Here is a 26,143-nt window from a genome sequence, read left to right on the forward strand (position 1 = left end):
AAAAGGCACCAAAGAGGTTTTTTTCAATGAATGCTTACCAGGGAGCAGTGGTGCCGGCCCCAACTTATGGCTCACACTACATATATGGGCAATCGGGCCATGGTAGGCGGCAATACCGCTCACAGAGTGACGGAAAGGCACGAGGCAATTTTATTGATGAGAGGATCCCGCGGAGTCATCTTGTTCAGCTTTGCGGAGAAATGTTGACTCCAAAAGTTTGGAAACCAACCTCCAATTTCCTGACGGGTTTGCCCTTTTCTCCCTATTTTGACACCATCTTGCATTGGTGTTTCGGTTTGATCGTGTTTACCACTCTTGTCTCATGTTCGGAGAAAGGCCTGTCCGATATGACCCCCGAGCAACTGTTAGCCTCAATTGAAAAACAGACGGCGCCAGTGATCGTGGATGTCCGCTCACAAAGTGAATACGATGCCGGGCATGTGCCGGGCGCTGTGCATCTGCCTTTTTACGGCCTTTGGAGCCGTCATAAGGAAACCAACGCCACACCGAAGGACACGATTGTCGTCTATTGCGAGCATGGCCCGAGAGCGTGGATCGGCAAATTCGCTCTCTGGACGGTGGGGTATAAAAATATTGTGTATCTGGACGGTCACATGTCAGGCTGGAAACAGCGAGGCCTTCCCATGAAAAACCGGGCCGAATAGCTCCATCGCACGTACCCTCCCCTACAGCTTATGCAATTTGCAACTTGGACAGACGGTTGGTCACGCCGATTTTGACCGCCCGGTGAATGACCTCGGGGAAATCCGCCGGTAGGACGCGTTCGATGGCTTCCAATGCCTGCCCGGCGGTATCAGCCATTTTCTCAATAGTCTCAAGGGCGGATTTTTTCGGTAGTCCCGCCCCTTCCACGGTCTGAATAAAATGCCGCCCGAGAATGTCGCCGATTCGATAGTGCCGTTTGGTTCCGACCGACATGGCCAGCTTCATTTGCTTGCTTTCAATTTGACGCACTTCGAAGCTCGGCTGAGCGGTGAGGATGTCATACAGGGGCGTCAGGTGGTAACTGCCACCTGGACTGAGAAAAATGCTGAAATTTTTGGCGTGCCCGTCCGTCGCGCCAATAAGCCAGAAGAAGATTTGGGCCTTTAACACGGTTTCCTGGTCTTCAATGGGGTGATCGCTGCCCTTGAGCAGATCAAGCACTTCGATCATTCCCGGTCCGCCTTCACGTTGATATTTCCGGGTGGGCGGCACCGAGAGTGCCTGGCAACAATCCTCCTGTGGTAGTCGCAACAGCCGCTTGTCTTTTGTCCAGCGCCGGTCGAAGCGTTCGATTACAAGCGATTTCGTCTCTCCGAACGTGTAGATGTCCGCCCAGTTGACCGGCAGGCCAAATGCGGCCGCCAGTTTCAGGCAATAAAATTCATTCTCAACGCTATTCGAGAGGTCCAGTCCGTTCGGCGATCGGCCGATCTGTTTTTTAAAAATATGGGAAGTGGGTGTGGTGCCACGGGGTTTGAGCCATTTGCCCTTATGCCGGAGCAGGGCGGTTTTTCCCTGCGCTCCAGCCAGTGATATTCGAAACGCGTCATCACCGCTCAAACCCAAAGGGGTTTGCGCCAACCCGTTGAGGAGCATTTCAATCGAATTCTCATTGACGGGCTCCCCGATGATCGTGGCGGAATCGTCGATCCCCTCCACATCATCGTCCGCCCCGACAAATTGCAATGCCCCCACACAATCACGGCCAATGGCAGCAAGCAGACTATAAGCATCGGTTCCGCCCGCTCCCACTTTTTCCGCAACCCGGCGGCGCAACGCATCCGAATCCGGCAATAGATTCTCGAACACGGCAGCGACTGGTTCCCCTCTGTAGGCGTCTTCACGCAAAGGGAGCGAGAGTGAGACCGGTAGGGCATGTGGCCAGGCTAACCATTCCGTGGTGTATTGAAAGGCAATGGCTCCGCTTGTGGCCTTGTGGAGTTGACCGACCGGGCGATTGTTCAGCAGCACGAGTAGCGGCGCATGCCGGCGGCTGCGGGCCATCAGAAAATATCCTCGATATCAGCGGCGGTCGCCTTTGATCGCGGCGCGATCCGGAACTCCAGATCGAGGACGCTGAGCACCGTCAGGATCGTCTCCAGCGTCGCGGCCGGATTACCCGTCTCGATGAGGGATATCGTCGCCTGGCGCAAGCCGGTCTTTTCCCCGAGCTGCGTCTGGCTCAAGCCGCGCTGTTTACGGGCCCGCCGGATCAGATTACCGATCTGTTTCGGATTGCGTGCAAGGTCGGACATGTTTACCCTCCGCCCTTATTATGCGCCAAAACGGATAATATGGCAATATTCTAATTAACGTATAAAATTATTTTATACGTCAAAACGAATAAACATTTTTATCTATATTTGGATTTGTGGAGAACGTATGTGTGCAATCGCGTCTTGTTCTATTGGCGCTAGGGCAGGAGAAGGATCGGAAAATACGCCATCTGGACGGTCACATATCAGGCTTGAAGCATAGAGGGTCTTCATTGGAATAGCACAAAAAATTGGGGATTTCTGAAGGAATTCAAATTTTCGAATGTACCATTTAAAATAAAAATTGAAACCCGACAGCAGAAACCGTTTTGAGTTTCGGAGATCTATTTTTATAAATAAAAAAACTTAAGTGCAACAGAACCCAAACCTTCTTATATCTTTTCTGGTTTACTAATCTCCGCTCCAACACTTATCACTAGCTCATGCGTTGCCTTTACAAGTGTGGGAATAATTGTCTTTAACTCAGTATCAGAAAATAGCTGGCCTCGATGCTTTGCTCCCTTACGCAAGTCTTTGAGTCTAACCAAATCATTTTTATAGTTTTTTGATAAAGCTCCTGCCTCAATTGCTGCATCGACTTTATTTTCCCAAGAACCGTCTTTACGAAATTGCATACAAAGGACTTCAATGGCCGTATGGCATTCCTCTGCATGTTGTCTGTGGGTAACCTCGCCTCTCAAATAGCCAATAAAAGAAATGGATAATCCGTGCAAGTATTCTCCAAGATTGGAACTTAATCCGTAATTAAAATTGATTGAATTGGGTGTACCCCTAATCAGATCTGCCGTATCAATAACAAAGGCATGAAAATGACTGAGACTTTCATTGTATTTCCGAATTAATTTCCCAATAACTCTTGACCGCTCCAAATTTGTCAATGGATCTCCACTAGCACATCCCATTACCGGGAAACATGTGGCTATGAGTGCTTCAAGAAATTGAATATTTATTAAAGATCCATCCACTAGGCAAATAAACGAACTTTCACTTATCTTTCGATAGCGGAATTTAACCTGATGCCCACGTCCCCATTCCTGCACTGATCTAAGAAGATTCCGCACAAAGACTAATTGTCGTTCGGTCACTGTGAGCGAAAAATCAAATCCTGCCAAATTCGTAGCCTCCAGTAGCTTTTATTTATCCCACACAAATTCCAAAAAATACTGCCGGGGGAGGAATGTGTGCTCCTTTGACAAAGTGAGTCCCACTTTCTCCATGTTCGCGATGACGCGTTCTCTGGGAACCAGATGATGTTTGGAGAAGCTGAGTTTGCCGGACCGCTCATCGTGGTAGAAATCAATGATGACAATCCGTCCATTGGGTTTTAACGCGGATTTAATTTTGGCCCAGTAATCCACATGATGTTCGACGTGATGATACGCATTGCACAGAAAGACCAGGTCCACGCTGTTTTCGGAAAGTGACGGATCGTGCGGTTAGCCAGAATGAATGTGGATCGGTTGGCCATCCCGAGTTTCTCCAATTCCTGTTTGTTGTAGTCCAGCATTTTCTGCTCGATATCCACGGCCAGCACGTGCCCCGTTTCGCCAACCGCTTTCGCGAACCGGCGGGTAAAGTACCCTGAGCCTGCTCCCACATCAGCCACCACCATGCCGGGGGTGATATTCAACGCTTCGACAACTTTTTCCGGCTGTTGGTATTCATCCCGTTCAGGTCGTTCAAGATTCTGGATGTAAGTGTCGATGTCCCACGGTTGATGTGAACAGCCGGCAGTCAGACCGGTAAGAAGAAATGCCAACAGGAGGCACCAAAACCCCAGGCGAGAATGTCGTGTGAATGAAATTATGGACTCTATGTTCATGATGGAATCTCCCATTTGTGAACGAAAAGGCCTATGAGAAGAACTGTTATTTTATGGTATATGCGTGGTCACGCTACAAGAGGATAAGAGATAGGTAGTCCAGCTCTCCTATCCTCATTTCCCTTTCGTCTCCTCCGGCGGGCCCAACGTTTCGATCCCATAACCGTGAGGATGTGAAGGATGAACCATCTCCGTTCGTAGCCGGGGATGTTGCCGTGGTGGGAGGTATCGCAATATACCGGCTCGAAGTTTCAGGAGTGAGGGCACCGCCCGGCGCATCAATCGCGACGGTTCAGGAAAGCCGAATGCCGTAATGAGCGGAGGCTCCAAGAGGGCATAAATAGCCGAGCGGACCATCGGGGCCAGCATTCTTGGAAACCAGCCAACAAACAGCTCAACCGTGGCGGTTCCGACACGGTGGTTGGATGGGGTGAAACGGAATCGTTCATGTTCATAATCGACATTGAAACGCTCAAAGGTCTGGTAATCCTCTGGAATTTCTTGGATCTGCATGTCCTGTCCGACGGCTCGCCAAAAGTAGAAGAGACCGAGGCGTTCCTGCTCACACATTTGTCGCCAGCCATAACGCCGATTCCACCGGATGGGTTCGAAGAGAAAAGTGGAAAGAACATACAGAAAGTCTTCGTTCGCAATCGAGAATCGTCCATGCAGCCGGTTGATTCGTTGGATGGCCCGCCGGCCCCGCTCGCTGCTGTAACCCCATTCCATCAGTTCACTGACCAGAATATCCGTATCGTCGTAGCGTTTTTGAGTTCTTTTCCCGAATTCTCCGGTCCGATCCAGCAACCCGGAAATACTCGGGACACAGAAGGTGCGAAACAAGGCCAACTCCAGAGCGCGGGTCGTGTCGAAGGAGAAATCGTAACAGGTGGACAAAAAGACAATACGTTCATGATCCTTTTGGGGATCGAGCGTTTGGATTTCCTTGAGTATGCGGTCTCGTGCCATCGTCACAATCTCTCAATTTTCTTACTTCCGGTCATATCCCACCATAAAATCCTAAACGGATCAATGAAAGGGAGGTGAATCGGAAGGGGCATCAAAACTCATATTTGGATAATGCCATGTTAGGGAGGATTCTCCCTAGGCCAAAGCTTGTGGTAATTCCCTGCCATATACCGCAAAGTCATACTACTCCATGACGTTGCCATTGAGTCCGGCTGGAATGATGTGTTGTCGAGATGAAATAGGGGATGGACTTTCCAATGTGACGAAAGCCTAGCGAGAAATCCCTCAATCTCTTTTTTAAAAATCCATTCTGCAAAATCAATCATGGCGGATTTATGTCTTTGGTATGTTAATGCCGGAGCCAATACCCTCTATGACGGGGCTTATCACCCTTGAGGTTGCTGCGGGTGTTTCAACGCGTAATGGTAACTGGTGTGATGAGCATGATTTCCTGGGATGCTCCCGTATTGCGCGGTGAAGGTCACAGGGTAGCCCACATGCTCGTACAAAACCTTTTCGGTAAATCCAAGGTACACGGACGGGGGCACCTCCGGCACCAGATCGCAACTGTTCACAATCCGATAAATATGAGCGAGGCCGTTGTTAAGAAAGGTGGCCAACCTTGGATCGCAGGCACGGGGACCCGCCAAATTGTATTGAAAGACTAATGGTGTTTGTAGCGTAAATGCGTTGGCCATCAAGTCCGGTGTAGACACCATGGCCAAGGCTGCACCCAGACTATGGCCGGTGATGTACAACGTGCGAATGCCTTCCAGTGAATTGAGTTGCGATAAGAGCGACTGACGAAGGGATTTATACAGGTCAAAGAATCCCTCATGCACGAGGCCAACATTGGAAACGTGTGGCACCTCGTAAGGAACTTGTTTGATTTCGGCGTCGTTGTACCAATCCTCCAGGGTTTCGGTCCCGCGAAAAATGACATAGGCCTTGTCGTCCTGCCGGGTAACCAACGCAAAAGGTTCCAAATCCCTAAATAAGAGCACCTCGGAATTTCCCCAGATCGGTTCGCCGAAGCGGTAAGGCGAGTCACGAGGAGGTTGCCAACGCAAATTGAGGGGCGTGTGTGGTCTGCCCTGCTGTACCCATTGGTAGTACATCCCATAAGCCAAATCCACGAGATCGGAACATTCCAGGGCCTCGGCCAAGTTGAACGGAGTCGATGGGAAATACATGGGTTTGCTCGACACGACAAGTACTTCTACCCTATTTCCGGCATATGAAGGGTGGTGGAGATATTCAATGCGGATCGCCTTTACGCCTTAATGCCGTCGATCATGATCCCTGGGGGACATCGGAGAATGTCCTCCCAGTAGTCTCCTTCTTCAGACGTTTGTGGAATGGGGGCGAGGGTCAGTTTATGGAATGTGACTTCTCGAAACCCAGCGTCGTGAAGCGCCGACTCGTAGACCTCGATCGGCATGTAATAATTCTCGATTTCAATTGATGAGTCGTCCAGGAGAATCGTCCAGACAAGAGGAGCGCCTTCGTACACGGAATCGTGCAACCGGACCTGGAATCCGTATTTTCCGTAGTCCGGCGGGTGAGCCTGCATCGAGTACAAATCAGGATTGACGATTAAGGTTACGAACCGTCCGCCAGATCTGATGCGCCGGGCCAGCCCGCGACACATGACTCCGAGTTCCTCACGATCGTGTGCATACACGAGCAGCCAGTTGGAGACAGAGATATCAAACTGTTGTGCTGATTCTGTTGCTCTTGCATCCTCTACGCGATATTCGATGCCGAGCGGTTCACGGGCCTCCTGCCAGCGAGCCAGTCCGATCATCTCTTCGGAAATGTCGACGCCGACCACTTCAGCCGCACCTGCCTTGCGGAGTTCTCGCGTCAACCATCCTTCCCCACAGGCAACATCGATCACGGACTTACCGGTAAGATCGCCGATTAAATTCATCATTGAAAACAGCTCGAGCCTGGAGCGCCACGGCTGCTCCTTACCTTCCTTGTATTGTTTGGCAATTTGATTGTAGTCCGTTGTCATGTTCACCTTTGTCCGTTGATATCCGCAAAAACTGTCGTTGTCGCGGCAGTGATCGATTTCCCACATTTACAGCAGCGCTTAACTTCATGGCAATTTTACCGTCTCGTTTTCGATATGTCATGGCATCACTTGAGGTCTTTACCAATGAACGGTGACAGCGACTTCATACGAAAATATCCACAAAAATTGTTATTCTGATTGAAACGAGCAACACTCATTTCGGATACTGGTTGAGTGCGTTCACAACCTGTGAGAGTGGGAGGAGGTTTAATCTGGGAGCAGTCATCAAGGTCTCCGGATTTTTACAGACCGGTCCGGCTTGAGGGCCAATAATCATAATTTCACATTCTTTTTTGGCTTTTCAAATATTGTTGGTTATTCCCATCTTTCCGAATTGAGCAATGAGTGTGGCGGGTCTGTTGTCGAAGAGTGACTGCGTCGTCCGTCCTGAAAAAGTTTGGTGATATCGCTTCCTTTTTTTACTAAGAAAAATGCATCTGTCATTCATGAGGACAAAATTTCAACCAATTGCATCATGCCTCGATCCTCATGGACCAGATTGTGGCAATGAAAGACATACTTGCCGGTAAACACCTCGTATCGCGTACGCATAGTTTCTGTCGCAGGCGGATTGGTTCTAACAAGGATAGTGTCCCGCCAGAGCGGATCTACGGGTTTTCCCATTTATTGTGATCACTTGGAATGGATTGACATGTATGTGAAACGGATGGTTACCGTTCTTCGATGATAATGTCCACTCCTGGACCCCATGCAGTTTCATCGTCCAATCCACACGGGTGTGATCGAACTCTTTTCCATCAATCATGAGGTCGAGTTAATGGGGATTCTTTCGGGGGCTTTTTTTGTCAGGCAATCTTCCATGGTCTGAAGCCATGGTGTTGCTCCTTTCCAATAAATGATCAAAACTTTCGACATTCATGCCATCTGGAATAAAAAACGGAATAATTTATTGGAGACTTCAAGATACATCTGATGGATCTGCGGGATATGGCTTTGTATACTATCGTTTTATTGATTTCCAATAAAGGTACATTTGCAGATATCTGAGTATAAGTGGAGAGAAATTATGTCAGCCCAATATGATGCCGTTGTGATTGGGAGTGGTCACAACGGACTGACATGTGCCTGTTATCTTGCGAAAGCCGGCCTCAAGGTCCTCGTACTAGAGCAGTATCATTCGATCGGTGGTATGACCAATACGGAAGAGCTGACCCTACCCGGCTTTATGTCTGACACGCATGCGATTTGTCTTCAGGTCGCGAACTTTTCGCCGGCCCTCCATGAGCTGCAGTTAGCCCGATACGGTTTCGAGCTGATCTATTCCGATCCTTGCCTTACTCACGTCTTTCCAGATGGCCGCTCGATCTCCGTGCGTCGGAACCTGGATGAAACGTGTCACAGTATCGCTCAATTCTCAGAAAGGGATTCTATAACGTGGCGCAGGCTATACGAACGATTTCTTGACGTGAAGGAGCAGATTGTCCGTTCAATCAATAGTCCACCACCGACTTTTTCTGACCAAGCGGCGGTCTTGCAGCGTTTGCCTGGTGGTCTCGACGAATACCGCTTTCAACTGCAAACATTCCGATCATGGTGCGACGGGATGTTTGAAGCGGAAGAAACCAAAGTTCTCTTCGGTTCCTGGGATTTGCATGTGGGTGCTTCTCCGGATGACGTGGGGGGGGGCGAGCTTAGCCTGGCTTTTTTCTATGGTCATCCAGCACTTTGGGAATAATGTGGTAAAGGGGGGTATGCGCCATCTTCCTCTCGCACTGGCCGGATATCTCGAAGCTCATAACGGGGAGATCAGGACAGGTGCTCGAGTTAATAACATCGTGGTTGAGAATAGAAAGGCGATTGCGGTACGGCTTGTCGATGGTGAAGAGATTCGGGTAGACCAATTGATTGCTTCAAACGTCGACCCCCAGCACCTCGTGCTGGACCTGCTTGGGGAAGATCAGGTAGGGATAAACCTTGCCAATAAGATGCGTCAGTATGAATTAGGAGAATCCGTGATGGTTATGTATCTGGCGCTTGACAGCCCCGTCGAGTACAAGGCGGGACCGCTTGCCGGGAAGTCGGTTTATGTGCATCCCACCCCAGCATCCCTGAACTATTTTTCCCGTCTTTTTTATGAAGTCCGTCGTGGTTGGTTGCCATCAGAACCATTTTTTCTCATGTGCAACGACTCCGTCGGAGATCCGACTCGTGTGCCTTCCGGAAAAGGATTAATGAAACTCGTTGTGCAACCGGTTCCGTATATCATCAAGGGTGATGCCACAGGGAAGATTGCAAGTAGGATTTGGAATGAAGCCAAAGAACCCTTTGCCGATTTTATCATCGATTGCATTACTCAGGATTATATTCCTAATCTCCGAGGAAGGATTTTGAAAAGAGTTGTCCATAGTCCCCAGGATCTCGAAGAATTAATGCCGAGTGCCCCTCGGGGGACGATTACCCATGGTGCCTTTGTCCCCTATCAGACGGGGTCCATGCGTCCGATACCGGAGTTGGGGAACTATCGATCTCCTATCTCGAACGTGTATCTTTGCGGATCGGGCAGCCATCCGGGCGCCGGAGTCACGATGGCGCCTGGACGTAATGCAGCCCAAAGCATTTATCAAGATCTCAACCTGGATTTCGCCAACACTTTTTCCAGGTCATGAACCTATTATTTTATTCCTCAGAAACTCGAGTTAGGTATTTTTAAAAATCCTGGCTCTCCCCAAGATTTATGGGATGGTTGTAATTAGCCAATCTCTGGTGACAGACGGATCGTGACACGCAAGGATATATCGAGATCAGTTTCTCCGCATGACGTTCGTCATGGTTGGTTGGCCAAATCCCTGATGACATGTTGCAGCCCTGTGACCACACGTGCGAGGTGGTCGAAGTGAATGTGATCTGGTGTATCGTTCGAGGTGTGGTAATTCGGATCCCTAAACAGAGCGGTATCCGTGACCATGAGGGCGGGGAATCCTTCCTGCCAGAAGGCCCAATGATCCGACCAGCCCACTCCGGGCAACCACTCAAATAATGCGGCCCCTTCTGAGGGAAACTGAGTGTGCTGCCGAAAGGATCCTACCGCCTGCTGCACCCAATTCCTGTTCGCAAGGTTACTCACAAAACCGATAAAATTTCCCTTTGACGGGTAAATGAGACTGAGGGGCGGTGGGTATCGTTGGGTGTTCGGTGCCTCAGTATAGTAGCCAATGGTTTCAAGGCTGAGCATGAGAATTATGCGTTCATTCTGCTGGCGACTGCGCTGGGCATATACGCGGCTTCCCATGTTTGGGGTTTGAAAAAAAGGGGGTTCTTCGTTGGCGAAGGCCACAAATCTGAGGGTGCGAGAAACAGGTGATTGGGCGAACTGCCGGGCCAGGGCCAACATTGCCGCGATCCCGGTCCCGTTATCATTCGCGCCGGGACTTCCTTTAACGGAATCATAGTGTGCGCCAATGACCAGGATGTCTTCCCGGCGATCCGTCCCGCGTACCTCCGCTTCGATGTTTTCACAGACTTTTCCGGAAACGTCGAATGTTTGGCGAAGGACCTCATATCCCGCCGATTTAAATTCAGCGCGAATGTATTCGGCCGCGAGCAGGAGTTCATCGTAGTGAAAGAGATTGCGTTCGCCGATTTGTCTGCTCAGCGTGTGGACATGGGTATGGAGTTTTTGCTCCAGGTCATGTATTTCGTCGGTCGCTAATGGCAAGGCTCCTTGATAACTGCTCCCCGGCATCCAAATCATTCCGTACCATCCTCCTGCACACACAACGACCAACGTTCCTGCCAAGAGGACCCACCGTGAAGTGTTCACCTTTCTCCTCCGACCTTGAGAATCAGGGTCGATTCATTCCTGTACGTGTATCCGCCCACAGAGGTGCGGTGTAATTCGGCATTCTGCAGGATTGTGGGATAGGCTTATGACATGAAACAGGGATCGGATCGTCATCGATTTCTAATACCCTTTGTATTTTTGGGTTTGTTTGTGCCACGGGGATGGCCGTATACGCTTGGGGTGAGCTCAAAGAAGATATGAGGTGATGCAGAAACATCAGATTCAGCAATGTTTTAAGATTCCGTCGCGGCATCCATCGGATTGCATCAGGCACCAAAACATATGATTCATATAAACGGGGACAATCGACTTCCTCACGTTTGCCATCTGGTGGGCCGTGAAGGTAATCCCTACATTCAATCGGGAGAGAATCAGCCCCAAAACCGGTCTCATTTGATGCCTACCACCATGGAATCCGCTCCGATTAAATGCTCCACGCGGGTTTCGCGAAATCCGGCTTCCCGCAGCCACCCGGTGCAATCCGCGCCGGTATAGTCAAACCCCCCTGGTAACTCGATCAACATATTCAAACTCATCATGAGACCGAAGGCGTTTGAGCGTCGCTCATCATCGATCAACGACTCGAAGATAATCAGGGCGCCGCTTGGGGGCAAGGCGTCATAAGCTTTAGCGATCAACATTTTCTTTTCTTCCAAATTCCAGTCGTGGAGAATATGGCCCATTGAGAGCACTTCGGCTTTTGGAAGGGGGTCCGAGAAGAAATTTCCCGGATAAAAATTCAATCGGGAGGACAGTCCGAAGGAGTGGACGTATTCCTTAAAAATCGGACCCGTGACGGGTAAATCAAACCCACCGCCGGTGATATGTTCATGCGCCAATCCCACCTGCACCGCTAATCCCCCTTGAGCGGATCCGACATCAATAAAGGTGTGGTATTGTTTCCAGGGAAATTGAGAGGCGATTTTTCTGCTGGCTCCCATGCTCAACCCTGTCATGGAACTTAAAAACTCTTTCAGGCGCCGAGGATCGCTGTACAATTCTTCAAAGAAATTTTTGCCTTCTTTAACTTCATTCTGCGGTAGCCCGGTCCGTAATCCCTCGGTCAGGTTTCCCCAAAATCGGTAAAGACGGAAATTGACCATTTCCAGCCACCCTCCCAAGTAGGTGGGTTTGGCTTTATCTAAAAACAGATCGGTCTCGGATGTATTGGCATAGTGTCCATTCCGCCGATCCAACATGCCCAGTGCGACAAGCGCATCAAAAAAATCCCGCGCGCTGCGAGGATGAAGCCCCAGACGTGCCTGCAGGGCCTGAGCGTCAAGCGGCTGTTTGGCCAACTCAGAGAAGACGCCGAGTTCTACGGCGCTCAATAGTGTCTTAGAGCCCCAGAAGGCCATTCCCAATTGCATGATTCGATCCGGCGTTACTTCCTCTGCCATTTCCCAGTTTCCTTTTCTTCTATAAGAGCCGTGTTAAAAATTAATCGTGCTAGTTGAATTCGGTTTGGGCCCCCGGATGCTTATGGTTTTGGCAACCAACCAGCCATGACACAGCGTTGTGCGAAAAGCGGCACGAAGCTTTGGGTGTCGAGGGAAATCGTATTCATGAATTGGTCTGCCAGTGTTTGATCGGCGAAGCATTCATAGACATCGTCTAAGAATCCCCCGCGGAGCAACGGATGAAACAGAAACTCTTGGCCTGGACCGGTGTGCACTTCCAGGGGATATTCTGTCACGTCAATGTTGGTCAATCCGCATGCTCCCAGCCATGTTCGGGCATCCACCGCCGAAGGCCGTTCGGCGAGATAGTCCGCAAATGCTTCTCGTTCTTTCGTGAGCCCTCGTTGGGCCATTTCCCGATCCACGCGTTTCCATAAGGAATCAAACGTTCCCAGGGAGGGGAATGTGAGAACCAATTGTCCTCCAGGCTTGAGAAGCCGAGTCAATTGCTGGAGGGCTTCAAGTCGGTGAGGCCGAAAAAACATAAAGGACAGATTTCCCGTGATGCGATCAAATTGGCCGAGATCGGGTGGCAACATTCGGACATCCCCAAGCCGAAATTCCAGCCAGGGAAAATATGGTCCCTGAACGGCGCGGGCACGAATGAGTTGGGCGTGATTGACATCCATTCCAATGACATGGCCACCTGGTCCAACATGATGAGCGAGATAAAAGGCAGGAATCCCATCTCCACAGGCCACATCCAGTATCGTTGCGCCTTCAGAGAGATCCAAGTGGGTCAACAGGCTTTCGGCAAATGGTCTCGACCAGGGATCTTTTTTCGGCAGTTCACACAACCATGCCGGCGGGTTCTTCAACGAAGATGAATGGGAAGGAGTGGGCATCATGAATCCCTGCGGCTGAGCATCAGCGAAACCCTAGCATGTCGGGGGCGTCTTACACGAGTGCCCTTGCATCCCCCCACTTTCTCAAAAGGACTGTTGCCCGGAAACTCATGCATGGAGAGCCATTACAACACTTTTCAATCTGCCCGACAGGCCTATCAATCGGTCAGAAGAAAGTTTCCGATCATGCGCCCAGATTCGCTTTTGATATGGGCCGTTCTCAAATGAGCGGCGTTGACGGGAGAGAGTGATTCCGTCGATGTGGATTGAATTTTGCCCGCATCTACCCTAGCGGGCAATCCGGGTGAGTAATCTGTGTTGTGCACTCATATCCTCGGTCTGAGACAGAGAAGGGGGTGAGCATGAATTTCCAAGAAAACCTGGTACTTTTTCGTGTGAGGGCGTTGAGATCTACTGGTTCCGTGGCGTAAAGCATCCCCCACATATTTGGAATCTACTGGATTGACGGAATGGCTTCTGCCTGCACACGCAGATCTCGTTCTTTGGGCTCTGAGCTGGGACGATCCACATCTTCCAGGGATTCAGGGGCTGAGAGGAGAAGTGATCGAGTTATTACAACGACTTCCAATTCATGCTCCCCTATTGAGAGAACGGGAGACCGGTTTAATTTTCTTCAAGGATGACTTGATGAAGCAAGGTCTTGTTGGCATCAAACCACTCTATGTGGACCGACGGCTTCAAGCCATTAGGATCAACGGTGATTTTCCCAAAATTTCGTGAGGCATCGTTAAAGTACTCAAATCGTGGCTCTCGATTGGAAATCTTGTAATTCATTTGGGCGGCCAGCGGACCGAAAATAAATTCTTTGCGATCCGTCAACCCAGGCATCCGGCTGACCGCTCCAAGATGCACATCTCCGGCAAGAAACAGCACGCCTGTGATGCCCATTTTGTCTATAAAACCCAAGATCTCATCTCGCTCATCAGGATACTCTCCCCATTTGTCGACCCGAGGATCGGAAAAGGGGACGGAGGAGATAATAAATTTGAATCTTGCGGAAGAGGACTCGAGCTGGGTCAACAGCCATTGTTTTTGATCAGCTCCCAACATTGTGTTGGTTCTTGGGTTTCGATATTGGCGGGTATCCAAGAGAAAGAGTTCCACAGCTTTTCCCCAGCGAAAGGTCCGGTAGAGACGGGTGGGATCCGGCGTGTATTGGCGAATGGGCCAGTAGGTAAAAAAGGCCTGGCGACCAATAGGCATCAGTGGATTCGTTGAGGTGAAGTCACTGTCCACCTCGTGATCGTCCCACATGGCATAAACACTTGTTTCGGCGATAAGCCGTCGGACAAATCCGTCACGGTTTTCTCGATACTTGTGCCAATAGCCTGATAATTCTCGGGCAGGCGTGTCTTTGTCAGCGTAAATGGTGTCTCCCAAAAAGACAAAAAAGTCTGGACTCATCATGCGCATGGTTTCCATAATTGAAAAGGGTTGAAAACTATGGCGCGTATCACCTCCAACCACAAAGGTCACGGTCGTCACGTCATCTTCAAGTGGAGCTGTGATGAATTGACACGGTCGTCCGGGATCATTACCCGGCACCAGGCTCCGATACCAATACCGTGTTTTCGGGGTCAAACCTGCCAGGGGAATGTGGGCGGTGAAATCGGTTTTCGGAGATGTTGAGACCATTATGGTTTCGTAAAAGGTGGACCACTGTGGGTCGGTGGAGTATTGAATTTTCAGTGTTTGGGCGCCAGTGGTTTGCAACCACACGATGGCTTCATGCGGCGTCACATCTCCCACGGCGCAATTAAACTCGCTGCCCCTCTGTTCTGCACTATCCGGCGATTCTATGGAGGCGCACCCTCCCAACACTCCACAAAAGCAGATGAGCAATACCCATTCTTTCATGTCGGCCGGAGCAAGCCTCCAATCCGTAACCGAGCGTGATGCCGTTTTCATCGTATGGTCCATCCTTTTTAATACTTACAGCCGGGAGAAATCCTCTGGTGCTTAAAATAGATAAGGTTGGAAGAGGATGAAGCCCACTTGGCATAATTTCCTCGAACCCGGTAGCGCGCGGGTACTTCGAATAAGATTTAACCGGGTTCGATCCTTCACCAAAATTTGCACCTTTGCTCTTGCAAAGAATACAATTTTTCTAGTGTCCCTGAATGACGAGGATAAGAGCAACATTTATGACGCCATTTCCCTTTCTCTGTATTGCATTGCTTGGGGTTTTTCATCTCACTTCCCGCGAGGAGGCTGTCTTCCCTTATCAAGCTGATCACCAACCTTCCTTCCGGATTCAGTCTGTGGCCATGAATACCAATCCGTTTTCGTCGATTCAACCTCGCCCAAAGCTTCCGGTCGAACCCGACGAATTCGATCCTCGGGAGATCAACGCCTACTATGATTGGCGCAACGATATGTTCTTCAGGGAATTTGACCTGACCGGCTCCGGGTCCGTTAATTTTATGACGGCACGTCGAACTTATAAGGTTTGGCTCGACGAGTTCGGCACTCCGGTCGTCTTGACCGTTGGCGATCCGGTGTTTTTTTGGATTGATTTAAATGGAAACGGGAAGTTTGAGCAGGAGCTGGGTGAGATGTTCAAGGATTCCTATGAAGATGGGGTCACCGGCAATGAAGAGCCTTATGATAATAGCGATCTTCAAGAGCCGGCGGGCCCTGGCCCGGAATGGAACCCTCCCCCACAAGGAGGTTTTAAGCTCCCGCCCTGCGATTCACGGTTCGGGTGTTGATAATATCCCAGGAAAATTCATTCTTCAGTTGCCTTTCATTCATCCACGAACGCAAATTCCACCTGCAAATATCCTTGTGCATCAATGGTGACCTCCTGGCGCTGTTCACCCAACACCGGATGCCGGACTAACAACGTATACGTTCCCGGCGGAATTTGGTCAATGGTGAACCGGCCCTTCTCATCAGAAATGGCATAATACGGGTTATCTACCACGTACAACCAGTTCTGCATGAAGTCATGCCGATTACAAATGATCCGCACCACGACCCCGTCTTCCATTTTGTCTGAGGGAAATTCCCGGGCGATTTCATCATGAGGTTGAAGATCCTGATTATGAACCGTGCGCAGAATTCTTCCTTTGCTATCCTTGGAAACAAAGGAGTGCAGGACATGCTTGATCGAATCCTGGTTCTGAAACCGCACGGCTTCATTAGCTGCGATCACACCCGTGAAAGGACCAAAATTGCAATCGTGGGTCTTGACCTGAAGTCCGAGGGAGTCCCCTCCCAGGTATCGAAATTCACCCGTTCCAGGTAAATTCCCCGTGAAGGTTTTTGAAGAAAATGGTTTTCCCGTATTGATGCCTTCAAGCACGACCACCGCACCAGCCAAGAATCCATCCCGAGCTTCAACTTTCATGAGGCTTCGTTCCTGACCACAAATCTCTGGATTTTTTTCTACTTTAAAGTGTAAGGGCTCTGGGGGGGAGCCTAGGAAAGAAACCCTTCCATGGATGGATCCACCAGTTTGAACATTCCCCACTTCATACGCATGGGACGCACCGGGGTCCATGACCAGGAATAGACTAGCCAGTAATATCCACAAGGCATTGCTATTATTCATGATCCATCTCCTTTTTTGCTTTTTCTAGACTCTCCGGAATTTGAGCCATCTCTACCCAATCTTTTTTCTACATGACCATTTGCCATCCAACCCAAAAAGACCAGGCTTGCTTCAATTGCGGACCGTCGAGATACTGATAAATAGGCGCGCCGGCTTCAACATTCAGACGATTCTCGAGGCCCATAAAATCCGGAAACAAAATATTCACACCTCCCATGAGGTCCAACCGCTGTCCCCCTTGTCGATCAGGGTCGGCAGTTGGGACAAGAGGGATTTGCGCGGGTCCCACTGTCGTTTGGAGTTGGCCGTCTTCTCTCTTGATGTTGTACCATTGTTGCCAGTTCAATCGCGCAGATGTGCTGATCCAATCAGCCCAACGGTAGGCCCCCCAGGAGTTCACCTTATATTGATTGCCTTCCTTATAACCCTGCTGATTGTGTCCGATACGAACCGTTCCAAGTGCCTGAAACCCCCACGACACATTGTTCCGGACCCCGGTATAGGTCAGTCCGGGTAACAGATCGACGGTGCCTGAACCCAACCGCATTGGGTAGGGCAGCAATGAGTTGTTCCCTAACGGTGTGTTATCCGTAGGATTGATATCTCCGGTCGGCAGCGATACACCCGTATTCAAATGAAACCGATGGGAACCGATACTGGGAGTTTCAAACGCATACAGTCGCCAAAGGGCTGCCAACTTGGTATCCCCGAATCCGCTGGAGTTGGTCGTAAAATTAACCCCGGCTCTGTTCTGATGTTCCATCTCTTTCATGACGTAGGGGAGCATGGCCATCAGGGTAACCGTATCATTCAAGCCATACATCGCACTGAACATGTGCATCTGCGTCGTCATGTTTTTAGGAGTCACCGCAAAATCTTTTAACACGTCATTGATGGATAGGTTGTCGGTACCATTCCGCATCTTGTCCATATACATGTACATATATCGGTAGGTAAACATGAACTCACCCTTGTTATGGGTATGATCCTGCATGACCCCGATGGGAGCGTGGGAATCGGGGCGCTCCGCCTGATAAAAATTGCCGATGACGAGCCGTTCCCCTTTTTCTTCGGCCTTCTTTCCTAAGGATTCTTCCACTCCCCCCATGAGGCCATCCAATAATGCCCCTTCAGCAGGCGGGAGGGCAGAGACGATTCCAAAAATTCCGACGATGAGCCCAAAACAGAGATATCGAATACTCTTAGTCATATCTTGGCGATCCTTTTTTGAATAAACTTTCAGTCAATCCAGCTCCAATAAAATGAATGATGGCAAATTCTTTCCGAATAAAACCTGTTTGAAGAAAGGGTGTTTCCAAGGAGCAAAATTCCGCTCGGAAGCTTGTCTAGACAAGGCTTACGAATGAAACACTCTCAACATCGAATGTTTTGTATAACGAATGAATTGCGTAATGATGAATGCTAAAGGCAGGAAGGCGGGGCACGGGAGGCTGGAGGGATAACGACAATAACTTGATGAGTGATTGGACGCCAATCTTCAAATTGAAGAAAAGACTCAACCGGTCCATCCACCAGCACCCGGTGAGTTTCTAGTGTTTGGCCTGCAGCACAAAACCAGGTGCAGAGAAGTGTGGAATGAGTCCCTTGATGGTGTTGGGAATGGTGTTGGCTGTGTTCAACAGCCTGGGCGGTGAGTATGCCACTCAGGATCAGTAAACAAAAAACCAGGCAAATAACAAATAGGTGAGAAATACGGTTCATTGTGTGAAAGCATAAAATTCTTAAGGCCTGTAATTTTACTAACAGATAAGGAGACCCCACTTCAACCCTATGATGGTGGGGCATTTTTCTACAAAACCCGCTTAAAAAAGGGCTTAAGGATAATCAAGGGAGGGTTTTGGGGGAGTTCCGAACCTGCTTAAAAGAACAGACCCCCAGGATTTGCGAGTCCTGCCCCATACGGGCACTTATTCCTTTCGACTCTAGTGTACTTTCTTAATGTTTGAAAGATTCCCTCCAAAAATACAAAAAGGTATTTTTGCCAGCTTACTCGGTGGATTAATCTACCCCGATTCTGGGTTCCGAAACACTTCCAAAATATACCAGAAGATCCCGTGCAGAAATTAAACCGACAATTTTCGGTCCATCACATACAATGAGATGGCGAACGCCTAAGTCACCCATCAAATCCAACGCATCATGGGAAGTTTGGGCCAACTGAATCGTAGGGAGAGGGGAGGTCATGAGACTTTCTACCTTGGTCTCATCCAGGTTTTTCTTGAGGCCAACGGCCTTATGGACAATAGCTGTATCAGTAATGATTCCGACTGGAATTCCTTTCCGTTCAACCAACAAGCTTCCAATTCCTTCTTTCTGCATCTTTTCGGCCGCTTGAGTGATTGAAAAACCTTCAGAAATGGTTTTCAGTTCTTTCTGCATAATTTGGACGATCATGTATGGTTCCCTTCTGATGATGTTGTTGTTTGTAATCTATTTATATTATACCAATTTTTCGAATACCGTCACCGTTCTTTTTTCTTCTAATCAAACGCCAATCGATTAGGCAGGACCGGTCATCCCCGAGCGATTTATCTTATATAGGCCAGACCAGCTCCGGGAAATCATAATGAAAGACGAAATTCCTTCGCGGATTATTGCCACTTCGAAAAACGGGTGTTGGAAATTTTTTCGAAAAACCAATATCGGCCTTGAGCTACTTCGCGAGTCGTAACCCAATTTTTTAACAAGAGTTAATAAATGGATTTTTCCACAAGTGTTTTTAACTCACTCATTTAATCCTCCAAGCAATGACCACATTCCGTATTTTCTCCCAAAAGGCCCCTCCAATTCCCCAAGGAGCCGGGGTCTGATAAATACAGCTTTTTAGAGTCTAGAGGTGTTACCCTATTGTTATGTATTCCGAACGTTCACAAAAACCCCAAAGTGATCCAGAAGGAGAACCCTCGCCTTCACCCCAAAAAAGGATCCAAACTCAAATTCACCGTCGTCAGAAAGCAAAAGCGGTTTCTCCCCTGGAAGACGAGTGGAATGACCAATCAGATACCCCCCCTAATCTTCGGACTCCTTCCTCGGAGATGAAAAAATCCTAAGTTGTTCATTTGTTGGGGGGGTGATCCCCAAGCAGGGCAGGCTTCTAAGACCATGTGCGCGTTTGAATTCAAGACAGGAGTTTGAGGAAAACCCCCCTCAATCTTCTCCCTCGTACGTCATTACTTTATCGTTTCAAATTGGGTGGTGTATTTTGGCTTCTTCAGGGACCTTTCTCCCCTTAAAAAGGGCATCGGTCACACACAAAAATTTCAGATTTTGCTTAGGCTCTAATTTCTCTTTCCTCCATTTAGGGTGAAAATTGGAGGCGGATGTTGATTCAAAAGAAGTTTTATAGCAAAAAATATGACATATTTCTAGAATATATTTAAGTTATTTTACCTATTTGTAAATATTCCCCACAACCATGAGATCCTAAAATATCAAATGAGTAAAAGGATAACCTTTGCCTTTCTGCCTTGAACAGAGGAACACCATACATGTGCCGAACCTTGACTGAAATGGAAGAAGTCCCAAGCCATCCGGTCTGATGGGTGGTGGAATGTATTCTTTTCCACTCTCGGATATTCATAAACGCAGGATGGTGGGAAAATTTTTTACAGGACTATTACCTGTCTATGTTTCATGGCACAGTATGCTATGAGATCTTATGAAAACTATACATTAATCTTCATTTTTAGCCGTGTTGGTCTGAATGGTCCTTACACTGTTAGGTCTTTCGTTCCATTGATTCACAAAAAAATAGAGTGCTACGATGCCGGCCTCGGTAGAAGGCTTTGAATTGTAAACTATTTTAGGGGAGTCTCCGGATGTCTGGCTCAGACCTTCTCCTTGAGTATCTGACCAAATTCCTTCCTATCCTGATCTTCATCGGTCTTGCCATGGGGTTTGGGCTAGTCACTCTTGCTCTGTCCTATTTGGTTCAACCTAAATATCCCGAACCCGAAAAGCTTTCGACCTACGAATGTGGATCTGAACCCTTTTCGGATTCACGTATGCCGTTCCCCATTCGATATTATGTCATTGCGATGCTGTTTGTGATTTTTGATATCGAGGTGATCTTCCTTTATCCTTGGGCAATTACCTTTAATCAATTGGGCATGATCGGGTTTATTGAAATGATGATATTTATTGGATTATTTGTCGTGGCGTATGTGTACGCTTGGCGTAAAGGGGCCTTGGAATGGGATTAATTCAAATCGGGAAGCCACAAAAAGACGGCGATCTGGGGATTATGACCCTTTCCCTGGAGAAAGCCGTAAACTGGGCCCGAAAAGGCTCTCTGTGGCCCATGACGTTCGGTTTAGCCTGTTGCGCTATTGAAATGATCGCCGCCGTGTCGTCCCGTTATGATATTGACCGGTATGGCGCAGGAGTGTTCCGTGCCTCGCCCCGTCAATCTGATTTGATGATTGTAGCCGGAACCGTCTGTCGCCGAATGGCTCCGGTTATTCGCAAAATTTATGACCAGATGCCTGAACCAAAATATGTGATTTCCATGGGGTCATGTGCCACATCCGGCAATATTTATGATAGTTATAGCGTTGTTCAGGGGGTCGATCGATTCGTTCCCGTTGATATTTATGTGCCGGGTTGTCCTCCGACCCCGGAAGCATTGTTTGATGGGATTTTGAAATTACAGGATCGGATCATGCAAAAACGGGTGTTCACCAAACAACCGGAACAGGTGAAAGTCTAAGGAAAGTCACGAATCATTCATGCATCCGATCGCAGAAAAGATCCAAAACCGATTTCCTGAAGGGTTTGTGGGAGCCAATGAATGGCGGGGAGACTTGGCGATTACTGTCAAGCGGGAAGCCCTGCATGATGTCTGTTCATATATCCGGAAGGATCCTGACCTGGACTGCGATTACATGGTACATGTTAGTTCAGTGGATTGGCCTGATGATGAAGAACGATTTGAAGTGGTCTATGAAGTCTACTCGATTCGGAAACGCCATCGCATCCGAATCAAAACCCGGGTTCCCGAACACGATTGTCTGGTTGATTCCATGACGGATCTTTGGATGGGAGCGGATTTCATGGAACGTGAAGTGTTTGACATGATGGGGATCCGGTTTAACCGCCATCCGGACCTTCGGCGCATTTTGATGCCAGATGATTACACCGAAGGATATCCGCTTCGCAAAGATTTCCCCGTTCAGGGGAAAGGCTGGCGTGATACTTTTGATTTTTTAAACGACCCGACGTGATTGCGGAGTCCCTTTGGGAGCAAGGTGAGCCGGCAGGCTCTAGGCTAATATCATGAAACTGGAAGATCAACGTACGACCGTTTATAAAGTCGATCCGAACCACCCGGAAACGGAGTCATTGCCCACGCTCCGGACGGAAGAGCTGCTTTTAAACATGGGGCCACAACACCCGAGTACGCATGGGGTGTTGAAGGTGATTTTAGAGCTTGAGGGTGAGCGAATTGTGAAATCCACGCCGGTACTTGGCTTTCTTCATCGAGGAGTCGAAAAACTGGCTGAGGGTGGAACGTATCACCAGTTTATACCCCATACCGATAGGCTGGATTATGTTTGCGCGATGTATAACAACTTCGCATACTGTCGGGCTGTGGAAAAACTCATGGACATCACTCTTCCCGACCGGGCGGAATATCTCCGGACTCTTGTGGCTGAAGTGCAGCGTATTATCGGCCATTTGTTCTGGTTGGGCACCCAGGCCTTGGATATCGGGGCAATGACCGTGTTCTTTTATACGTTTCGTGACCGGGAGATATTGTTGGATTGGTTCGATGAACTGTGTGGGGCCAGACTGACAACCAGCTGGTATCGCATTGGCGGGGTCGAACGCGATTTCACCCCTTCGTTGACGGAAAAAGTCCAAAAGTTCCTGGACTACTTTCCTCCAAAAATTGAGGAATATGTGGTATTTTTGGAAAAAAACCGCATCTGGTTGGCTCGGACACGGGGTGTGGCAGTGATCTCTGCCGAAGATGCGCTGAGTTTTGGATTGAGCGGTCCGACCTTGAGAGGATCCGGAGTTGATTACGATCTGCGGAAATATGAACCCTATAGCGCGTATCCTAAATGTGAATTTAGCGTGCCTGTGGGAAAAAATGGAGACACCTACGATCGGTACTGGATTCGGATTGAGGAAATGCGTGAAAGCCTCAAAATTATTCAACAATGCTTGCAGCAAATGGAGCCAGGGCCGATTTTGGCTGATGTGCCGAGTGTGACTTTACCTCCTAAGGATCGGGTGTTCACGAATCTGGAGTCGATGATTCAACAATTCAAACTTTTTTCGCAGGGATTTGATGCACCAGCCGGGGAGATCTACTGCGGAACGGAAGCGCATAAAGGCGAATTGGGATTCTATATTGTCAGTACGGGCGGAGGTCGGCCCTATCGTCTGAAAATTCGTGCGCCTTCTTTTATTCATATGGGCGCCTTCGATTATATGGCCAAAGGCTATATGATTGCCGATGCGGTCACGATTTTTGGAACATATGATATTGTTATGGGAGAGTGTGATCGGTAGTGTTGCTCTGCCGCACTACGTTTTCAAAGATATGTGGTTGGTTATTTTTAGAAGAGGACTTCAATGGGATTAAAGCCTGTCACTACGCCTGACGTCGAGGCGGCGACGATTGAACTCACCTTGGATGGCGAAGTTGTCCAGGCCAAGGAAGGAGTCTCCCTCTATGACGTCATATCCAGCACGGGAAAAATTGTGCCTGCGATGTGTTACCACTATACATTCGACCCATTCGGATCCTGTGGAATGTGTCTGGTTTTTCAAGAGGGGAAAAAAGCCCCTGTCCGTTCCTGTACGGCAAAGGCCGCAGCTGGGATGGTCATCCAGACCGAAGGCGAAGAACTATTTCTGGCCAGGAAAAAAGCTGTAGAGAAGCATCTTTCCGTCCATCCACTGGATTGTCCGGTGTGCGATGCCGATGGTCACTGTGAACTGCAGGACATGGCCTTTGAACACGGCGTGACCAATTTAGCCAACGCAAAACAAAAAAATATTCCGGAAGATACCCGCAGCCTGGTTCTTGATTTCAATATGAACCGCTGCATCGCTTGCGGAGAATGCATCAATATTTGCAAAGACGTGCTTCGCATCGATGCCCTGCAATTTATGAAAAAGGGCGGGTTTACCCAGGTCGTGGCGAAAGGCGATCAAGCCCTGGATTGTGAATTCTGCGGGGATTGCCTGGCGGTGTGTCCGGTTGGAGCCATCACCAATAAATTTTCAAAATATGCCTATAAACCCTGGCAGCTCAAAAAAACGACCACGACGTGCAATTATTGCGGCGACGGTTGCCAAATATATGTGGAAACCAAAGATACCGAAGTGGTTCGGGTGACCTCCCCCCTTTCCTGGAAAAACAAATGGGGAGATCGCACAGATACGGTAAATGGCCATGATGGTATCTGTGTGCGTGGCCGCTTTGGATTTCAGTTCATTGATAGTGACACCCGTCTGAAAACGCCATTGGTTCGTACCGAATCCGGATTGCAACCTTCCCCCTGGCTTGATGCGTTAGATTTGGCTGCAGGTCGTTTAGCCAATGTCAAAGCGCAATATGGGGCGCAAGCCATCGCCGGGCTTATTACAGCCCGGTGTACCAACGAAGATCTGTATGTGTTTCAAAAATTTATGCGTTCTGTTATTGGTACGAATCATCTGGACAGCAGTGCCAGATATGGGCATCTGAATTTTGTCAGGGCCATGAAGCATGCCTTGGGCCTTCATCGCATGATGAATACCTCGGAAGAGATTAATAAAGCGAAGGCATTCCTTATCATTGGAGCCAACATTACAGAGACCAATCCGGTTGCAAGTTTGCGAGTAAAGTCGGCTATGGGGTTGTATAAGGCTCAAACCATTGTAGTGGATTCCATGCAAACCAATATCGCGAAGTTGGCCTCTCACCCCATGATGGTGAAGCCAGGGACCGAGGGCCTCTTTGTTCAAGGTTTGGTGAAGTCGGTCCTGGATCAGGAGTTGATTGACGAAGAAGCCACGTCGGCATTTCCCGAAGCCTTGCATGCGTTAAGGCAGGCAGTCGGGTTACTTTCCCTTGAGGACATGGCCAGTCAGATTGGAGTGGGTCAGGAGCAAATTCATGAGGCAGCTCGAATATTTGCTGAAGCGTCCCGGTCAATCATCATTTGCGGGGAGGGCATTCTCCGCCATGCCGGGGGCTATCAGCATATGTTGAATCTTATCGATCTAGCCTGGGTAACAGGAAAGCTTGGTCGAAAGGGATGCGGCATTAACACCTATACCGAGGAAGCGAACGAACAAGGGGCGGTCGATATGGGTGTCGCACCGGAATATCTGCCGGGTCCGGTTTCCTTCCCTGATTCCCAAGCCCGGGAAACATTTGCTCGTGTCTGGGGCAACAACCTTCCGGACGTTGACCGCGGAGCCAATCTCACGGAAATCCTGGATCGTTGTCAAAATGGGGAAATTAAGGCTCTTTATCTGGTTGGGGAAAATCCCTTAGAAACGCTACCCGTTTCCTATGATGTCACCAGTGCCTTGGCAAAGTTAGAAGTCCTCATTTGCCAGGACCCCTTCTTAACGGAAATCGCCAAAATGGCTCATGTGGTGTTTCCATCTTCCACCTTTGCGGAAAAAGACGGCACAGTGACCAATCAGGAAGGAAAGGTCCAATTTCTCCGTCCGGCTCTGGATTCTCTTGGCGAAAGCACCTTGGATTGGCACATCATGGTCGGAATGGCAAACGGGTTAGGCTCGCCCATGGAATACGAAACCACCCAGGATATTCAAAAAGAAATCCGAAAAATCCTTCCGGGTTATTACAATCTGGGGAAGGTCTCTCACCTGGCTCCTGACCTTTCGGAGTACTTTTCGAAAGCTTTTCCCGAGGAAGTGGCGTCGCGGTATCCCGTTGGGATGGACAGTCCTACTCCACGGCCTTTTGCCCTACGCATGATTCAATTGCTTTATCATTCAGGGAAGCTTTCCACCCGGGCTTCCGGCCTGATGGAAATTTCACCCAATACATCTCGTCTTCGCATGAGCATCAAGGACTTCAACAGTCTTGGACTCGGTGCTCATGACCGCGTGCGGATCACATCAGATCAGGGCACAGTGGAGATGGGAGTGGAAGAGGATACGTCGTTATTGCCAGGGACCTGTACGGTTCCTGAACATTTCAATGATCCACCTGTAAAAGACCTGATGTCGGTTCAGGTCGATCCGGTCACAGGGGTTCCTTATTTCAAGTTGACCTATGTGTCTATTGAAAAGGCCTGATCAGAAAGGCCA

The 26,143-nt window shown here is 49.1% G+C and carries 26 protein-coding genes; 9 read left to right on the forward strand and 17 right to left on the reverse strand.

Going from position 1 to position 26,143, the window contains the following annotated elements; translation table 11 throughout:
- Positions 1-26: 26 nt before the first annotated feature.
- On the forward strand, positions 27-665 hold the full coding sequence (locus PQG83_RS16500; RefSeq protein WP_312743368.1) for a rhodanese-like domain-containing protein: 639 nt from the start codon (positions 27-29) through the stop codon (positions 663-665).
- Between the two features lie 28 nt (positions 666-693).
- Here PQG83_RS16500 and PQG83_RS16505 read toward each other — a convergent pair whose 3' ends face one another.
- The 10 genes from PQG83_RS16505 to PQG83_RS21065 all read right to left on the reverse strand — a co-directional run bounded on the left by PQG83_RS16505 (position 694) and on the right by PQG83_RS21065 (position 7,919).
- On the reverse strand, positions 694-2,010 hold the full coding sequence (locus tag PQG83_RS16505; protein ID WP_312743370.1) for a type II toxin-antitoxin system HipA family toxin: 1,317 nt from the start codon (positions 2,008-2,010) through the stop codon (positions 694-696).
- Positions 2,010-2,261 (reverse strand): helix-turn-helix transcriptional regulator, encoded by a 252-nt coding sequence (locus tag PQG83_RS16510; protein ID WP_312743372.1) that lies wholly within the window; start codon positions 2,259-2,261, stop codon positions 2,010-2,012. The genes PQG83_RS16505 and PQG83_RS16510 overlap by 1 nt, the downstream gene beginning before the upstream one ends.
- A gap of 392 nt (positions 2,262-2,653) precedes the next feature.
- Positions 2,654-3,394, reverse strand: a complete 741-nt coding sequence (locus tag PQG83_RS16515) for a hypothetical protein (protein ID WP_312743375.1) — start codon at positions 3,392-3,394, stop codon at positions 2,654-2,656.
- A 21-nt stretch (positions 3,395-3,415) separates the two neighbouring features.
- A complete protein-coding gene (locus tag PQG83_RS21060) occupies positions 3,416-3,688 on the reverse strand; it encodes a class I SAM-dependent methyltransferase (protein ID WP_376753535.1) in 273 nt (90 codons plus the stop codon).
- The gene (locus PQG83_RS16520) at positions 3,607-4,119 is read right to left on the reverse strand and encodes a class I SAM-dependent methyltransferase (protein ID WP_502572809.1); all 513 of its coding nucleotides are present in this window, start codon (positions 4,117-4,119) and stop codon (positions 3,607-3,609) included. The genes PQG83_RS21060 and PQG83_RS16520 overlap by 82 nt, the downstream gene beginning before the upstream one ends.
- A gap of 99 nt (positions 4,120-4,218) precedes the next feature.
- Positions 4,219-5,073 (reverse strand): oxygenase MpaB family protein, encoded by an 855-nt coding sequence (locus tag PQG83_RS16525; protein WP_312743380.1) that lies wholly within the window; start codon positions 5,071-5,073, stop codon positions 4,219-4,221.
- Positions 5,074-5,459: 386 nt separating this feature from the next.
- Positions 5,460-6,281, reverse strand: a complete 822-nt coding sequence (locus tag PQG83_RS16530; RefSeq protein WP_312743382.1) for a lipase family protein — start codon at positions 6,279-6,281, stop codon at positions 5,460-5,462.
- Positions 6,282-6,346: 65 nt separating this feature from the next.
- Entirely contained in the window at positions 6,347-7,093 is a 747-nt protein-coding gene (locus PQG83_RS16535) for a class I SAM-dependent methyltransferase (RefSeq protein ID WP_312743384.1), read from the reverse strand.
- A gap of 504 nt (positions 7,094-7,597) precedes the next feature.
- A complete protein-coding gene (locus tag PQG83_RS16540) occupies positions 7,598-7,777 on the reverse strand; it encodes a multicopper oxidase domain-containing protein (protein ID WP_312743387.1) in 180 nt (59 codons plus the stop codon).
- Positions 7,731-7,919, reverse strand: a complete 189-nt coding sequence (locus PQG83_RS21065) for a multicopper oxidase domain-containing protein (RefSeq protein ID WP_376753536.1) — start codon at positions 7,917-7,919, stop codon at positions 7,731-7,733. The genes PQG83_RS16540 and PQG83_RS21065 overlap by 47 nt, the downstream gene beginning before the upstream one ends.
- 261 nt (positions 7,920-8,180) lie before the next feature.
- On the opposite strand from PQG83_RS21065, the gene PQG83_RS16545 reads away from it, so the two are divergent.
- A complete protein-coding gene (locus tag PQG83_RS16545; protein WP_312743390.1) occupies positions 8,181-8,849 on the forward strand; it encodes a phytoene desaturase family protein in 669 nt (222 codons plus the stop codon).
- Positions 8,850-8,865: 16 nt separating this feature from the next.
- Entirely contained in the window at positions 8,866-9,780 is a 915-nt protein-coding gene (locus PQG83_RS16550; protein WP_312743392.1) for a phytoene desaturase family protein, read from the forward strand.
- A gap of 158 nt (positions 9,781-9,938) precedes the next feature.
- Here PQG83_RS16550 and PQG83_RS16555 read toward each other — a convergent pair whose 3' ends face one another.
- The 4 genes from PQG83_RS16555 to PQG83_RS16570 form a co-directional block, all read right to left on the reverse strand.
- Entirely contained in the window at positions 9,939-10,934 is a 996-nt protein-coding gene (locus PQG83_RS16555) for a M28 family peptidase (RefSeq protein WP_312743395.1), read from the reverse strand.
- A 410-nt stretch (positions 10,935-11,344) separates the two neighbouring features.
- Positions 11,345-12,355 carry a methyltransferase gene (locus tag PQG83_RS16560; protein ID WP_312743398.1) on the reverse strand — a complete coding sequence of 337 codons (1,011 nt, stop codon included), beginning with the start codon at positions 12,353-12,355 and terminating at the stop codon, positions 11,345-11,347.
- A gap of 80 nt (positions 12,356-12,435) precedes the next feature.
- The gene (locus PQG83_RS16565; RefSeq protein WP_312743401.1) at positions 12,436-13,263 is read right to left on the reverse strand and encodes a class I SAM-dependent methyltransferase; all 828 of its coding nucleotides are present in this window, start codon (positions 13,261-13,263) and stop codon (positions 12,436-12,438) included.
- Positions 13,264-13,884: 621 nt separating this feature from the next.
- A complete protein-coding gene (locus PQG83_RS16570; protein WP_312743404.1) occupies positions 13,885-15,189 on the reverse strand; it encodes an alkaline phosphatase D family protein in 1,305 nt (434 codons plus the stop codon).
- A 236-nt stretch (positions 15,190-15,425) separates the two neighbouring features.
- On the opposite strand from PQG83_RS16570, the gene PQG83_RS16575 reads away from it, so the two are divergent.
- Positions 15,426-15,992 (forward strand): hypothetical protein, encoded by a 567-nt coding sequence (locus PQG83_RS16575; protein ID WP_312743406.1) that lies wholly within the window; start codon positions 15,426-15,428, stop codon positions 15,990-15,992.
- Positions 15,993-16,027: 35 nt separating this feature from the next.
- On the opposite strand, the gene PQG83_RS16580 is transcribed toward PQG83_RS16575, so the two are convergent.
- The 3 genes from PQG83_RS16580 to PQG83_RS16590 form a co-directional block, all read right to left on the reverse strand.
- Positions 16,028-16,837, reverse strand: coding sequence for a carboxypeptidase regulatory-like domain-containing protein (locus tag PQG83_RS16580; protein ID WP_312743409.1), 810 nt, complete (start codon positions 16,835-16,837; stop codon positions 16,028-16,030).
- A 67-nt stretch (positions 16,838-16,904) separates the two neighbouring features.
- Complete coding sequence (locus PQG83_RS16585) at positions 16,905-18,047, reverse strand: transporter family protein (RefSeq protein ID WP_312743412.1); 1,143 nt, start codon at positions 18,045-18,047, stop codon at positions 16,905-16,907.
- A gap of 809 nt (positions 18,048-18,856) precedes the next feature.
- Entirely contained in the window at positions 18,857-19,252 is a 396-nt protein-coding gene (locus PQG83_RS16590) for a CBS domain-containing protein (protein WP_312743414.1), read from the reverse strand.
- A gap of 1,424 nt (positions 19,253-20,676) precedes the next feature.
- Between PQG83_RS16590 and PQG83_RS16595 the strand changes: the two genes are divergently transcribed.
- The 5 genes from PQG83_RS16595 (at position 20,677) to PQG83_RS16615 (ending at position 26,131) form a co-directional block, all read left to right on the forward strand.
- Positions 20,677-21,060, forward strand: coding sequence for an NADH-quinone oxidoreductase subunit A (locus tag PQG83_RS16595; RefSeq protein WP_312645907.1), 384 nt, complete (start codon positions 20,677-20,679; stop codon positions 21,058-21,060).
- Entirely contained in the window at positions 21,051-21,566 is a 516-nt protein-coding gene (locus PQG83_RS16600; protein WP_312645908.1) for an NADH-quinone oxidoreductase subunit B, read from the forward strand. Before PQG83_RS16595 ends, PQG83_RS16600 begins: the two co-directional genes overlap by 10 nt.
- A 19-nt stretch (positions 21,567-21,585) precedes the next feature.
- On the forward strand, positions 21,586-22,080 hold the full coding sequence (locus PQG83_RS16605; RefSeq protein WP_312743417.1) for an NADH-quinone oxidoreductase subunit C: 495 nt from the start codon (positions 21,586-21,588) through the stop codon (positions 22,078-22,080).
- A 154-nt stretch (positions 22,081-22,234) separates the two neighbouring features.
- Positions 22,235-23,377 carry an NADH dehydrogenase (quinone) subunit D gene (gene nuoD, locus PQG83_RS16610; protein ID WP_376753423.1) on the forward strand — a complete coding sequence of 381 codons (1,143 nt, stop codon included), beginning with the start codon at positions 22,235-22,237 and terminating at the stop codon, positions 23,375-23,377.
- Between the two features lie 63 nt (positions 23,378-23,440).
- Complete coding sequence (locus PQG83_RS16615; protein ID WP_312743419.1) at positions 23,441-26,131, forward strand: molybdopterin-dependent oxidoreductase; 2,691 nt, start codon at positions 23,441-23,443, stop codon at positions 26,129-26,131.
- Positions 26,132-26,143: the final 12 nt, after the last annotated feature.

This window comes from Candidatus Nitrospira neomarina, assembly GCF_032051675.1.
Taxonomy (GTDB): Bacteria; Nitrospirota; Nitrospiria; order Nitrospirales; family UBA8639; genus Nitrospira_E; species Nitrospira_E neomarina.

Bases quoted from the DNA above. Each gene is read 5' to 3' on its own strand.
- PQG83_RS16500 (WP_312743368.1), top strand. From the start codon at position 27: ATGAATGCTTACCAGGGAGCAGTGGTGCCGGCCCCAACTTATGGCTCA.
- PQG83_RS16505 (WP_312743370.1), bottom strand. From the start codon at position 2,010: ATGGCCCGCAGCCGCCGGCATGCGCCGCTACTCGTGCTGCTGAACAAT.
- PQG83_RS16510 (WP_312743372.1), bottom strand. From the start codon at position 2,261: ATGTCCGACCTTGCACGCAATCCGAAACAGATCGGTAATCTGATCCGG.
- PQG83_RS16520 (WP_502572809.1), bottom strand. From the start codon at position 4,119: ATGGGAGATTCCATCATGAACATAGAGTCCATAATTTCATTCACACGA.
- PQG83_RS16525 (WP_312743380.1), bottom strand. From the start codon at position 5,073: ATGGCACGAGACCGCATACTCAAGGAAATCCAAACGCTCGATCCCCAA.
- PQG83_RS16535 (WP_312743384.1), bottom strand. From the start codon at position 7,093: ATGACAACGGACTACAATCAAATTGCCAAACAATACAAGGAAGGTAAG.
- PQG83_RS16540 (WP_312743387.1), bottom strand. From the start codon at position 7,777: ATGGGAAAACCCGTAGATCCGCTCTGGCGGGACACTATCCTTGTTAGA.
- PQG83_RS21065 (WP_376753536.1), bottom strand. From the start codon at position 7,919: ATGATTGATGGAAAAGAGTTCGATCACACCCGTGTGGATTGGACGATG.
- PQG83_RS16545 (WP_312743390.1), top strand. From the start codon at position 8,181: ATGTCAGCCCAATATGATGCCGTTGTGATTGGGAGTGGTCACAACGGA.
- PQG83_RS16550 (WP_312743392.1), top strand. From the start codon at position 8,866: ATGCGCCATCTTCCTCTCGCACTGGCCGGATATCTCGAAGCTCATAAC.
- PQG83_RS16560 (WP_312743398.1), bottom strand. From the start codon at position 12,355: ATGGCAGAGGAAGTAACGCCGGATCGAATCATGCAATTGGGAATGGCC.
- PQG83_RS16565 (WP_312743401.1), bottom strand. From the start codon at position 13,263: ATGATGCCCACTCCTTCCCATTCATCTTCGTTGAAGAACCCGCCGGCA.
- PQG83_RS16570 (WP_312743404.1), bottom strand. From the start codon at position 15,189: ATGAAAACGGCATCACGCTCGGTTACGGATTGGAGGCTTGCTCCGGCC.
- PQG83_RS16575 (WP_312743406.1), top strand. From the start codon at position 15,426: ATGACGCCATTTCCCTTTCTCTGTATTGCATTGCTTGGGGTTTTTCAT.
- PQG83_RS16580 (WP_312743409.1), bottom strand. From the start codon at position 16,837: ATGAATAATAGCAATGCCTTGTGGATATTACTGGCTAGTCTATTCCTG.
- PQG83_RS16585 (WP_312743412.1), bottom strand. From the start codon at position 18,047: ATGACTAAGAGTATTCGATATCTCTGTTTTGGGCTCATCGTCGGAATT.
- PQG83_RS16590 (WP_312743414.1), bottom strand. From the start codon at position 19,252: ATGATCGTCCAAATTATGCAGAAAGAACTGAAAACCATTTCTGAAGGT.
- PQG83_RS16595 (WP_312645907.1), top strand. From the start codon at position 20,677: ATGTCTGGCTCAGACCTTCTCCTTGAGTATCTGACCAAATTCCTTCCT.
- PQG83_RS16600 (WP_312645908.1), top strand. From the start codon at position 21,051: ATGGGATTAATTCAAATCGGGAAGCCACAAAAAGACGGCGATCTGGGG.
- PQG83_RS16605 (WP_312743417.1), top strand. From the start codon at position 21,586: ATGCATCCGATCGCAGAAAAGATCCAAAACCGATTTCCTGAAGGGTTT.
- nuoD (WP_376753423.1), top strand. From the start codon at position 22,235: ATGGGGCCACAACACCCGAGTACGCATGGGGTGTTGAAGGTGATTTTA.
- PQG83_RS16615 (WP_312743419.1), top strand. From the start codon at position 23,441: ATGGGATTAAAGCCTGTCACTACGCCTGACGTCGAGGCGGCGACGATT.